Source organism: Streptomyces luteosporeus (assembly GCF_039532865.1).
Lineage (GTDB): Bacteria > Actinomycetota > Actinomycetes > Streptomycetales > Streptomycetaceae > Streptomyces > Streptomyces luteosporeus.
Map to the genome: position 1 here is coordinate 6,428 of NZ_BAAASL010000010.1, position 11,706 is coordinate 18,133.

At 74.0% G+C, this 11,706-nt stretch carries 13 protein-coding genes; 3 read left to right on the forward strand and 10 right to left on the reverse strand.

What is annotated here, in order from left to right:
• Positions 1-342: 342 nt before the first annotated feature.
• From ABD361_RS14890 to ABD361_RS14915, 6 genes are all read right to left on the reverse strand, one after another.
• Complete coding sequence (locus ABD361_RS14890) at positions 343-2,880, reverse strand: ABC transporter permease (protein ID WP_344435693.1); 2,538 nt, start codon at positions 2,878-2,880, stop codon at positions 343-345.
• Positions 2,881-2,923: 43 nt separating this feature from the next.
• Positions 2,924-3,706: an ABC transporter ATP-binding protein gene (locus ABD361_RS14895; RefSeq protein WP_344435694.1), complete on the reverse strand. Its 783-nt coding sequence runs from the start codon at positions 3,704-3,706 to the stop codon at positions 2,924-2,926.
• A 187-nt stretch (positions 3,707-3,893) separates the two neighbouring features.
• Positions 3,894-4,751, reverse strand: a complete 858-nt coding sequence (locus ABD361_RS14900; RefSeq protein WP_344435991.1) for a carbohydrate ABC transporter permease — start codon at positions 4,749-4,751, stop codon at positions 3,894-3,896.
• A gap of 74 nt (positions 4,752-4,825) precedes the next feature.
• Positions 4,826-5,584: a hypothetical protein gene (locus ABD361_RS14905; protein ID WP_344435696.1), complete on the reverse strand. Its 759-nt coding sequence runs from the start codon at positions 5,582-5,584 to the stop codon at positions 4,826-4,828.
• A 45-nt stretch (positions 5,585-5,629) separates the two neighbouring features.
• A complete protein-coding gene (locus ABD361_RS14910; RefSeq protein WP_344435698.1) occupies positions 5,630-6,049 on the reverse strand; it encodes a CBS domain-containing protein in 420 nt (139 codons plus the stop codon).
• Position 6,050: 1 nt separating this feature from the next.
• Complete coding sequence (locus ABD361_RS14915) at positions 6,051-6,473, reverse strand: CBS domain-containing protein (RefSeq protein ID WP_344435699.1); 423 nt, start codon at positions 6,471-6,473, stop codon at positions 6,051-6,053.
• A gap of 197 nt (positions 6,474-6,670) precedes the next feature.
• On the opposite strand from ABD361_RS14915, the gene ABD361_RS14920 reads away from it, so the two are divergent.
• Positions 6,671-7,459 (forward strand): VOC family protein, encoded by a 789-nt coding sequence (locus ABD361_RS14920; protein WP_344435701.1) that lies wholly within the window; start codon positions 6,671-6,673, stop codon positions 7,457-7,459.
• Between the two features lie 10 nt (positions 7,460-7,469).
• On the opposite strand, the gene ABD361_RS14925 is transcribed toward ABD361_RS14920, so the two are convergent.
• Both ABD361_RS14925 and ABD361_RS14930 read right to left on the reverse strand, forming a co-directional pair.
• Positions 7,470-7,673 (reverse strand): hypothetical protein, encoded by a 204-nt coding sequence (locus tag ABD361_RS14925; protein WP_344435702.1) that lies wholly within the window; start codon positions 7,671-7,673, stop codon positions 7,470-7,472.
• Positions 7,673-8,485 carry a MerR family transcriptional regulator gene (locus tag ABD361_RS14930; RefSeq protein WP_344435703.1) on the reverse strand — a complete coding sequence of 271 codons (813 nt, stop codon included), beginning with the start codon at positions 8,483-8,485 and terminating at the stop codon, positions 7,673-7,675. Before ABD361_RS14930 ends, ABD361_RS14925 begins: the two co-directional genes overlap by 1 nt.
• A gap of 148 nt (positions 8,486-8,633) precedes the next feature.
• Between ABD361_RS14930 and ABD361_RS14935 the strand changes: the two genes are divergently transcribed.
• Positions 8,634-8,951 (forward strand): hypothetical protein, encoded by a 318-nt coding sequence (locus ABD361_RS14935; protein ID WP_344435704.1) that lies wholly within the window; start codon positions 8,634-8,636, stop codon positions 8,949-8,951.
• Positions 8,952-9,145: 194 nt separating this feature from the next.
• Positions 9,146-9,727, forward strand: coding sequence for an HXXEE domain-containing protein (locus ABD361_RS14940; protein WP_344435707.1), 582 nt, complete (start codon positions 9,146-9,148; stop codon positions 9,725-9,727).
• A gap of 166 nt (positions 9,728-9,893) precedes the next feature.
• Here the strand turns inward: ABD361_RS14940 and ABD361_RS14945 are convergent, their stop codons facing one another.
• Both ABD361_RS14945 and thrS read right to left on the reverse strand, forming a co-directional pair.
• Positions 9,894-10,337, reverse strand: coding sequence for a ricin-type beta-trefoil lectin domain protein (locus tag ABD361_RS14945; protein ID WP_344435708.1), 444 nt, complete (start codon positions 10,335-10,337; stop codon positions 9,894-9,896).
• 71 nt (positions 10,338-10,408) lie between these two features.
• Positions 10,409-11,623, reverse strand: coding sequence for a threonine--tRNA ligase (thrS, locus tag ABD361_RS14950; RefSeq protein ID WP_344435709.1), 1,215 nt, complete (start codon positions 11,621-11,623; stop codon positions 10,409-10,411).
• Positions 11,624-11,706: the final 83 nt, after the last annotated feature.

Sequence of the window (11,706 nt, forward strand, 5' to 3'; positions counted from 1 at the left end):
CGGGGCGGAGCCCCGAAAGGGGGTCCGGGGGCGGAGCCCCCGGGAAACGGTGAAAGGGCGGGGCTGGGGCCAGCCCGCCGCCGGCGCCCCCCCCCCCCCCCCCCCCCCCCCCCCCCCCCCCCCCCCCCCCCCCCCCCCCCCCCCCCCCCCCCCCCCCGGTAGGGGCGGGGGGAACTGCGCGATCGGCCACCGACGGCCCGCAGCCGACGCACTACCCCGGGGCCCGGGTGCGGGCGCGTCGTGGCTTGTCGCGCAGTTCCCCGCGCCCCTATGGGGCGCCGTTCGTGCGCGAGGGCCCCCGCCCGGCATCCGCCGGGCGGGGGCCCTCGCGCAGGGCGCCCCTTATGGCGCCCCGATCGCCTCCAGCGCGTCCAGCTTCGCCGCCCGGCGGGCCGGCCAGACCGCGGCCAGCACCCCGACCGCCAGCGCCAGCAGCAGGAACACCGCGATCCGCGCCCACGGCACGACCATCTCGTACTGCGGGAACGACGAGCGCAGCAGGTGGCCGCCGGACCAGGCCAGGAAGCAACCGGCCGCCACGCCCAGCACCGCGCCGAACATCGCGATCATCACGGACTCCAGCCGCACCATCCGCTTGACCTCGCGCCGGTCCAGGCCGATCGCGCGCAGCATCCCGATCTCCCGCGTCCGCTCGAAGACCGACATGGCCAGGGTGTTGACGACGCCGACCACCGCGATGACCACGGCCATGCCCAGCAGCCCGTACATCAGGTACAGGACGTCGTCGATGTTGCCGGCCTCGGCGCGGCGCAGGTCGTCCTGGCTCTCGACCTTGATCAGCGGGTTGCCGCCGAGCGCCTCCTTGATCTTCTTCGGGAGCTCCTGCGCCCGGCCCGGCGCGGCCTTCACCAGCACCTGCTCGTCGCGCACCTTCTCCATGTGCGGGTCCACCAGGGCGGGGGCGGCGAGGACCGAGGACAGCACGTCGTTGTCCTTGTAGACGGCGACGACGCGCGGGGCGGCCTTCTGGCCGTCGTAGAAGGACATCGGCACCGTGGCCCCCGTCGTCAGACGGTGATCGGCCGCGAACTTGTCCGAGACGGCCACCGAGGCCGTGCCCCGGACGTCGGCGAGCGAACCGCTGACGACGTGGACGTCGACCACCGTGCCCAGGGCCCGGGTGTCCGTCGCCGTGGCCTGCGCCGGGCGCCCGTCCGACTGGAAGCCGGCCGACCGCAGCGGCACGGCCGTCGCCACGCCCGGCTGCCCGGCCAGCGTCCGGGCGATGTCGGGGGAGAGGCCGAGGTAGTTGGAGGAGCTCACCTTGTAGTCCGCCGTCATGTCCTGCTTGCCCATCGAGGCCATGCCCCGGTCCGCCGAGACGGCGGCCACCGTCAGGCCCGTGATCAGCGTCAGGCCGATCATCAGCGCGGACGCCGTGGCGGCCGTGCGGCGCGGGTTGCGCAGGGCGTTCTGCCGGGCCAGCTTGCCGCTGACGCCGGCCAGCCGGATCGCGAGGCCGCCGAAGAGGCGCACCACCGGGCGGGAGAGCAGCGGCGCCAGCACGATCAGGCCCGTGAGGGTGAGCGCCGAGCCCGCCATCGCGTACTGCATGCCGCTGCTGTCCTTGAACGTCGTCACGTACAGCATCAGCGCCACGCCCGCCGTCGTGAGCAGCGCGCCGATCGCATTGCGCACGACCAGGCCGCGCGGGGCCGGGGCCTGGTCGACGGCGGCCAGCGCCTCGACCGGGGCGATCCGCGCCGCCTTGCGGGACGGCAGCCACGCGGCGAGCACCGTCACGACCACGCCGACGCCCAGGGCGGACAGCACCGCCGACGGCTTCACGACCAGCGGACCGTCGGGCAGGCTCGCGCCCGTCGCGTTCAGCACCGGGTGCAGGCCGGTGGCCACGCCGATGCCGAGGACGAAACCGGCGGCCGAGGCGACCAGGCCGAGCAGACCGGCCTCGATCAGCACCGAGCGCACGACCTGGCGGCGCGAGGCGCCCACGGCGCGCAGCAGCGCGATCTCCCGGCTGCGCTGGGCCACCAGCATGGTGAAGGTGTTGGCGATGATGAAGACGCCGACGAAGAGCGAGATGCCCGCGAAGACCAGCAGCGTCTTGCGGATCGAGCGCGTCTGCTCGTCGATCACCTTCCCCTGCGCGGCCGCGAGTTCCGTGCCGCTCGTGGCCTCCAGGCCCTTGGGCAGCATCGCGCGGACCTTCGCGGTCAGCGCGCTCTGGTCGGTGCCGGGGGTCGCCGAGACGACGAGCTCGGAGTACTCGCCGGGCTTGCCGAAGAGCTTCTGCGCCGTCGGGGTGTCGAACAGCGCCAGGCCGGCACCCGCGCTCACCCGCGGATTGTCGGTGGTGACGATGCCGACGAGCTTCTTGGACACCACCGGGCCGTCGACGGCCATGCGCACGGTGCCGCCGAGCGTGACGCCGAGCTTGCCCGCGGTCTTCACGTCCAGGACCACCTCGCCCTCGGCAGCCGGCCCGCGGCCCTTCACCAGCGGGTAGCGGCTGTCCTTGCCGTCCTTGCCGGGGACGTAGTTGGCGCCGTCGCTGCCCCAGGAGCCGCCGACGGGATCGTTGTTCCTGTCCGCGATCAACGGCATGCCGGTGACCGAGGGACGGACGGAGGCGACGCCCGGCAGGGCGGCGATGCGCCGCGCCGTCCGCTCGTCGAGGACGGCCCGCTCGCCGGCGTCGGGGCCGGCGCGACCGTCCGCGGTCACGGAGACGGCGACGTCGTCGAGGCTCTTGGCCATCCGGTTGCGGTAGGCGCTGCCCACCGAGTCGCTGAAGATCAGGGTGCCGGTGACGAAGGCGGTGCCGAGCAGCACCGCCAGGGCGGTCATCATCAGCCGGGTCTTGTGCGCGAGGAGATTGCGCAGGGCGGTACGGAACACGTGGGGTCCTGGGTGTGGTGGGGCGGGGACGGCGGCGGCAGGCTCAGTTCGTACGGCCCTTGGCGTCGAACAGGCGCATCCGGTTGAGGACGGAGTCGGCCGTGGGTCCGTGCATGTCGTCGACGATGCGGCCGTCGGCGAGGAAGACGACGCGGTCCGCGTAGGAGGCGGCGACCGGGTCGTGCGTGACCATGACCACCGTCTGCCGCAGGGCACGCGTCGACTCCTGCAGGAAACCGAGGAGTTCGGCGCCGGAGCGCGAGTCGAGGTTGCCGGTGGGCTCGTCGGCGAAGACGATCTCCGGCCGCGAGGTCAGCGCCCGCGCCACGGCCACGCGCTGCTGCTGCCCGCCCGACAACTGGCTCGGCCGGTGCCCCAGCCGCCCGGACAGCCCCAGCGTCTCCACGATCCGCTGCATCCACTCGGCGTCCGGCCGGCGGCCCGCGATGCTCAGGGGCAGCGTGATGTTCTCCAGCGCGGTCAGCGTCGGCAGCAGGTTGAACGCCTGGAAGACGAACCCCACCCGGTCGCGGCGCAGCCGGGTCAGCTGCCGGTCGTTCAGGCTGCTCAGCTCGACGTCCCCGATGCGTACGGACCCGGACGAGACGGTGTCCAGCCCGGCCATGCAGTGCATCAGCGTGGACTTGCCCGACCCCGAGGGCCCCATGATCGCGGTGAACTCGCCCTGCCGGAACTCCACGGAGACCGCGTCCAGGGCGGTGACCCGCGTCTCCCCCTGCCCGTAGACCTTGCACAATCCCTCGGCGCGCGCGGCGACGGTGGGGGTGGATGCGGGGGGAGCTGGACGGGCAGCCGCGTACGACACGGGTCTCCTCCGGGGAGTGGGGCCTGGAACAGTGCTGGAATCAGCGATTCCAATTCTTGGCCCGCCCCCCGTCCCGGACGTCAGCCCCCAGACCGGAATCCCCCGTCACCCTGCGGGACCGTGATACCGGCGCGGCGTAGCACTTCAGACGTACGGCATCCTCCCCAAGAGCCACACCGGGCCCGCCTCACCCCTTCACCGCACCCCCCAGCGCGAAGCCGCCGCCCAGGCGGCGGGCGATGAGGGCGTAGAGGAGGACGACGGGGGTGGAGTACAGCACGGAGAAGGCCGCCAGCTGACCGTAGGCCACCTGACCGTAGTTGCCGAAGAACGTGAAGATGCTGACCGACGCCGGCAGCCGGTCCGGCGTGAGCAGGAGCATGAAGGGCACGAAGAAGTTGCCCCACATCATGATGAAGCAGTAGATCGTCACCACCGCCAGCCCGGGGCCCATCAACGGCAGGACCACCCGCACCAGGGCCTGGGCGCGGCTCGCACCGTCCGTCCAGGCGGCCTCCTCCAGCATCACCGGCACGCCGTCCATGAAGTTCTTCATCAGCCAGATGGCGAACGGCAATTGGGCGGTGGCCAGGAAGAGCGCGGTGCCGTACAGGGTGTCGATCAGGTCGATGCGCACGAAGAGCCCGTACACCGGCACCATCACCGCCGTGATCGGCAGGCACGTGGCGAACAGCACCCCCAGCAGGTACGGCCGCGCCAGGCGCGAGCGGTAACGGGAGAGCGGGTACGCGGCGAGCGCGGCGCACACGACCGTCACCGCGGTCGCGCTGCCGCACAGCAGCACGCTGTTGAGCATGGGCCGGAAGGTGATCTCGTCGGTCAGGACGGCCGAGAAGTTCTCCAGGGTCGGCTCCGAGGGCACCTGCACCCGAAGCCCCGCACCCGCATCCACGGAGGCGAGCAGCAGCCACAGCAGCGGCACGGCGAAGGCGGCGAAGAGCACGAGCAGCGCGGCATCGGCCGCCAGACGCTGCCGGACGGGACGCGAGAGGCGGAAGCGGCGGCGGGCGGCGAGCGGGCGCATGGCACCTCCGGGCGGCGCGGCGGCGCGTACGGCGGGAGCGTAGCGCGGGCCCGCCCGGGGCAGGGAGGGCGCCGTCACTCCGCGGAGGGCGGTGCGGGCCGCGCGGCGGCGCGGGCCTGGATCACCGCGGCGGCCGCGGTGACGCATCCGCCGACGGCGGTGAGCAGGCCGCCGAGGGCGGTGATGAGGGCGACGGTGTCGGACGGCCCGGGGGCCTGGCCCCCGGTCGTGCCCGTACCGGCGCCGACGCCCACGCCGGCACCCGCGTTCGGGTTGGCGGGCACCTGCTCGGGCGGGGCCGCGGTGACGGGGGCGGACGGAGCGGTGGTCGTGCCGGGGGTGGGGGTGGCCGGGGCGGCCGAGCCGACCGGCGGCGTCCCTTGCGGTGGGCTGGAGCCGCTGCCATGCGGAGGGGAGTCGCCGAGCGACAGCTGCAGGAACACCCCCAGGCCCGCCAGCAGCACGACCGCCAGACCGACCCACCCGAGGGTGTGCGAGCGGCGTGGCGTCGGGAGCGCGTTGGGCGTGCGGGGCTGCCCCGGGCTGCCGCTCGCGGGCATGGGAGCTCGGGGCTGCGGCTGCCCCGGCGGTATCGGCACCGGCTTGTCCGGCCGCCGCACCGGGCGCCCGCGCTGCCACGGCAGCAGCGTCGCCGCCGCCAGGCACACCGCCGCGACCGCCGTCCACACCAGCAGCGTGGTCGGTGCCCCGTCCGTACCCGCCGCCAGTGCGAGCGCCCCGCCGCACACCACTGCGCCGCCCCCGGCCAGCACGCGCCCCCGGCGCAGGCGCCGTTCCACACGGCGTACGCCGGCCCCGCTGTCGCCCCTCATGGCGCCAGGCTAGGCGCGGCGGGGGCCGCGCCGCCGGGAAACGCGTCAGGGTGCGTCGGCGTAGATGTGGCTCGCGAACTCGGCGACGCGGTCGTCGGACAGGTGCCGGGCCACGTCCGCCTCACTGATCATGCCGACCAGTTGTTTGTGCTCGATGACCGGCAGGCGCCGGATGCGGTGGGTCTCCATCTCGTGCAGCACGGCGTCGACGTCCGCGTCGGCGTCGATCCAGCGCGGGGTGCCCTCGCACAGGTCGCCGGCCGTGACCTTCGTCGGGTCGCGGCCGCGTGCCACGCACTTGACCACGATGTCGCGGTCGGTGACGATCCCGCACAGCTTGCCGTTCGCGTCGCTGACGGGCAGCGCCCCCACGCCGATCAGGTCCATGACCTGGGCCGCCCGGGACAGCGTCTCGTCGCGCGTGATCCACTGGGCGCCCTTGTGCATGATGTCCCTGGCCTTCATGTCAGCTTCCCCGGGCGTAGACCATCTCCGCGAACTCGGCGATCTGGTCGTCCGTGAGGTGCTGGGCCAGGTCGGCCTCGCTGATCATGCCGACGAGCTTCTTGTTCTCGATGACCGGCAGCCGCTTGATGCGGTGGTTCTCCATCTCGTGCAGGACGTCCTCCACGTCGGCGTTGGCGTCGATCCAGCGCGGGGTGCCCTCGCAGAGCTCGGCCGCCTGGCAGCGGGAGGCGTCGAGGCCCTCGGCCACGCACTTCACGGTGATGTCGCGGTCGGTGATGATCCCGCACAGCCGCTCGTTCTCGTCGGCCACGGGTATCGCGCCGACGTTGAGGTCGCGCATCAGCTGGGAGGCGCGCAGCACGGTGTCGGTCTTCTTTATCCACTGGGCGCCGGGGTGCATGATTTCCTTGGCTGTCGTCATGATCTGCTCCTGATCGGGAACGCGAATCACTGTTCTGCCAGCACCTCTCATCGTGCGCCTCGGTCGCGCGCCCTGCGATCGGAGGGCTACTCCGTTCGAGTGAGGGCCTGGCCGGGCGCGGCCCGGTGCCCGGTGCCAGACTGATACGGGTACGGGCGGGGACATTCGGCGGAACCCGTTGAAGGGAGCACACCACCATGCTCACCACCGACTTCGTCACCGGATCTCCCACCTGGCTCGACCTCGGCAGCCCCGACACGGACGCGGCCGCCGCCTTCTACGGCACGGTCTTCGGCTGGGAGACGGAGTCCGCCGGTCCGGACGCCGGGGGCTACGCGTTCTTCAGGAAGGACGGCAGCACCGTCGCCGCCGTCGGCCCCCTCACGGAGGACGGCGCCGAAGCGGCCTGGACGGTCTACTTCCGCACCCCCGACGCCGACGCCACGACGAAGGCCGTCGAACAGGGCGGCGGCCGCGTGCGCGTCGCACCCTTCGACGTGATGGGCGCCGGCCGCATGGCCTGCCTGACCGACCCCGGCGGCGCGGACTTCTCCCTGTGGCAGCCGGCCGCCGTCCAGGGCCTGGAAAAGGCGTCGGAGGCCGGGGCCCTGTGCTGGGCCGAACTGCACACCGGCGACCCCACCGCCGCCAAGGCCTTCTACCGCGGCATCTTCGGCTGGCGCTCCGAGGACCTGAAGGTCCCCGGCATGACCTACACCGTGCTGGCGACCGCCGAGGGCGACCAGCAGCAGGCCGCCTTCGGCGGCGTGGTGCCGCTGCGCGAGGAATCGGAGAAGCCGCGCTGGCTGCCGTACTTCGCCGTCGAGGACGTCGACACGGTCGTGCGCGTGACGCAGGGCGCGGGCGGCTCGGTGCTGATGCCCGCCTCCGACGTCCCCGACGTCGGCCGCATGGCGTGGCTGGCCGACGGCCACGGCGCCCCCTTCGCCGTCATCAAGCCGAACCCGCCGGTGCAGGCGGCGTAAAGCGCGCCGCTCAGCCGGGGCCGGGCCCGCGCCGGCGCCGGTCCCGGCTGATGCGCAGGTAGCCGACGGCGGCGTACACGGCCGCGGCCACGGGCACGGACCACACGACCGCCCACGGGGCCACGCCGATCGAGGCCAGGACGGCGCAGAACGGCAGGGCCATGAGCAGGGGCAGCGCCGGGGCGAGGGCGGCGGTGATGTCCAGACGGTTCATCACAAGGTTCCTTCCGGTGCTTCCGGGCGACGGGATGCGTCCAGGTACGAGGCGAGGTCGCGCCAGGTGTCCGCGGGCGCCTGCGGATCGCCGGAGACGGCCGCCGGGTCGTCCCGCCAGGCGTCGCGCACCCCGGCGGAGACACGGGAGTCGCCGCCCGAGAACAGCGCGCCCAGTTCGTCCATGCGCGCCACCAGCTTGCGCACGCGCGGGTCGGTCGGCGGAACGCCCGCCGCGCGCAACTCCTGCGCGCGGCGGTAGAGCTGCGGCCACTCGACGTGCAGCAGGTAGTGCGCGGCGGGCCCGGCGGCCGTGGCGCCCGCCCGCAGCACGGCCAGGCCGTCGGCGTCCAGGTGGCGGCGCAGCACCGCCTCCGCCTCCGGGCCGCTGCCACCGCCGGCCGCCCGCAGGGCCTCCAGCAGGTCACCGGGTGCCGGGAGGTCAGAGTTTGCGTTGTCGCGGTCCTCGCCGGACAGCCCGGCCTCCAGCTGCCGAAGACGCCGGCGCAGCGTGTCGAGGGCGGCGATCCGCCCCTCGACGTCCGCGAGATGGTCGCGTACGAGCCGTACGGGGTCGACGCCGGCGTCGAGGCACGCCGCGATGGACTCCAGTCCCAGCCCGAGGCTGCGCAGCGCCAGCACCTGGTAGAGGCGGACCAGGTCGTCCTCCGTGTACTCCCGGTGGCCGCCCGCTGTGCGCAGGGAGGGGGTGAGCAGTCCGATGGTGTCCCAGTGGTGCAGCGTACGGACGGTCAGCCCGCTCGCCTCGGCGAGCCGGCCGACCTTCCAGGGCGGGGAAGCAGAGGAGGTCATGCCGTCACGATGCCTCCTGACGCGGCGTGAGGTTCAAGTCGGTGGCGAGCCGTTCACCCGGCCTATCCGGTTTCGGGCCGTTTCCTTCCCAACGGCCCGACCGTTGGTCCGGGTGTCGGTAGCCCTCGTCGCTCACGAAGGACAGAACATGCGTCTTTGCCGTTCGCTCGCCGTCGTACTCGGCGGGCTCGCTCTCGTCACGGCCACCACCGCGGGTACGGCGACCGCCGCGAGCGGGACGTTCGCCTGGGTGGGGCCCAAGAACAAGGCGTACTCCATCCAGAACCCGCCCGACAACAAGTGCTACGACATGGGCCAGGAGGCCCGCGGCGCGCAGAACGCGACCAAGGGGCCCGTCGTCGTCTACAGCGACAAGCGGTGCAAGGGGTCCGCGACGCGGCTCGCGCCGGGGCAGTCCGCGCCGAGCGGCGCGCACTTCGCCAGCGTCGTCTTCAACCCGCGCTAGGGCGGCCTCCACGGCGCCCCGTCAGGGGCGCGGGGGCAGTGTCGATCTGCGGCTGCCGCCGCGCCACCGGCGGGGGCCGGGTGCAGCACGGCATCTGCGGGCGCGTCGTGGCTGATCGCGCAGTTCCCCGCGCCCCTTTGGGGCTGCCCGTAAAACGGGTGCGCCCCGCCGGCGCCCGTGCGACAGTCCGCGCTGTGGTGATCGACGACGGCACGGAGGAGAAGCAGCCGATGGACCGCACGCCCGACAAGGAAGCCCGCGACGCCATACCCGCGGCCGTCTACTGGGGGCTGTTCGCCGCCTGGGCGGCCAACGACCTGGAGGAGCTCCTCGCCATGGCCCCCTGGTCCAAGGGGGCCGTCCCGCGCCTGGCGGCCCGCTTCCCGCGCGTGCCCCGGCGGGTGTGGTCGAAGGTGGAGGTCACCCAGCCGCAGGTGAACGTCGCGATCGGGCTGATGGCGCTGTTCATCGCCGCGGCCGCGGCGGACGGCGCGCGCACTCGGGGGCGCAGCGCCTTCTTCCGTACGGTCCTGACGGGCTTCGGCCTGCACGGCCTGGTGCACATGGGGCAGTCCGCCGCCTACCGGGGCTACACGCCGGGGGTGGCGACGTCCCCGACGGTCGTCGTGCCCTACAGCGTCTGGGCCCTGGCCCGGCTGCGCCGGGCCGGTGTGCCGGCCGGCTCCCCGGCCCTCGGGCTCGCCCTGCTGCCGGTGGCGGCGGGCGCGGCCCAGGCCCTGGGCGGCCGCATCGCCCGCCGGCGGAGCGCCCCATGAGGGGCGCGGGGCCGTGTCGATCTGCGGCTGCCGCCGCGTGGGCGCGATCAGCCACCGGCGGCCTGCAGCCGGCGAGGTCCGGCGCAGCGCGGCACCTCACCTGCGGGCGCGCTGTGGCTTGTCGCGCAGTTCCCCGCGCCCCTACGGGGCGCCGGACATGCCCCGGCTAGGCCGTGCACCGGGTCAGGACCACCGGCCGGCCTGCGCCGGTGGCCGTCAGGCAGCGGTCGCCGTCCGCCTGGCGGATGGTCGCGCCCTGGACGCCGAACCGCTGCCCTGCCGAGCCGTCGCAGCGGCGCAGGGTCGCGGGGCCGCCGGAGGCGGCCGCGGTCAGGCACAGGTCGGCGGTGCGCTGGTAGATCTCGCCGCCTTCGGCGACGAACTGCTGGCCGGGCGCGTTCCGGCACCCTTGCGTGGTCACCGGGCTGCCCGCGCCGCCCGTGCCGGTCAGGCACATGCCCGTGGTGCGGTGGACGACGACGGCGCGGGGGTTGTTCACCACCCAGTCCTGCGCGGGGGACTGGGCGGTGGCCGGCCCCGTGGCCCCGGCAAGGGCGAGGGCGAGGGCGAAAACGGTGGCAGTGGCGGCGAAGAAGGTACGCGGACGCATGCGGGCGACCTTTCCGCCCCGCTCGCCCCGCACACACCCCCTCACCCGTTCGGATCAGCACTCCTTCCCCGTCACGGCCACAGTTCGGCCCCCTGCGCGCCCACCACGGCGCCGACGCGGGCGATCAGTTCGGCCGCCGGCAGCGCGACGGGGCGCCGGCCGTCGCGCAGGCGTACGGACACCTGGTCGCCGGCCGCCTCCGCGGGGCCGATCACGGCCTGGTAGGGCACGAGCCGGGCCGCGCGGATCCGGGCGCCGAGGGTGCCCTGGACGGGCGCGGCCACCTCGGCCCGCAGGCCCGCCTCCACGCAGCGCCGTACCAGCTCCTCGGCCTGCGGCAGTTCGGCGTCCGAGACCGGCAGCACCGCCACCTGCACGGGGGCCAGCCACGCGGGGAACGCGCCGCCGTGCACCTCGATCAGGTGGGCGACCGCCCGCTCCACGCTGCCGATGACGGCGCGGTGCACCATGACCGGCCGGTGCTTCGCGCCGTCGGCGCCGATGTAGCTCAGGTCGAAGCGCGCGGGCTGGTGGAAGTCGACCTGGACGGTCGACAGGGTGGCCTCGCGGCCCGCGCCGTCGGCGATCTGCACGTCGATCTTGGGCCCGTAGAACGCGGCCTCGCCCTCCTGCGCCTCGTACGGGATGCCCTCGGCTTCGAGCACCTCGACGAGCAGCGCGCCGGCCCGCTGCCACATGGCCGGGTCGGTGACGTACTTGCCGCCCGCCCCGGGCAGGGACAGGCGGTAGCGGGCCGCCTCGATGCCCATCGCCTCGTACGCGCGCCGGATCAGGGCGAGCGCGCCCCGCGCCTCCTCGGCGACCTGGTCCAGGGAGCAGAAGATGTGTGCGTCGTTGAGCTGGATGGACCGTACGCGGGTGAGGCCGCCGAGCACGCCGGACAGCTCGGCGCGGTACATGCCGCCGAGCTCGGCGAGCCGCAGCGGCAGTTCGCGGTGGCTGCGGGCGCGGGAGCGGTAGATCAGCGCGTGGTGCGGGCACAGGCTGGGGCGCAGGACGACCTGCTCCCCGCCGAGGTCCATGGGCGGGAACATGTCCTCGCTGTAGTGCTCCCAGTGCCCGGAGATCTCGTACAGCTCCCGTTTGCCGAGGACGGGGGAGTGGACGTGCCGGTAGCCGGCGCGGCGTTCGCTCTCGCGGATGTAACTTTCGAGCGCGTGCCGCACGGCGGCCCCGTCGGGCAGCCAGTACGGCAGTCCCGCGCCCATGAGGGGGTCGGTGTCGAACAGGTCGAGTTCGCGGCCGAGCCTGCGGTGGTCGTGCATCGTGGTCTCCTCGGGTGGTGAGGCGAGTGACCACACGGCGAAGCCCCGGGGCACTCGCCCCGGGGCTTTCGACAAGGACAGCT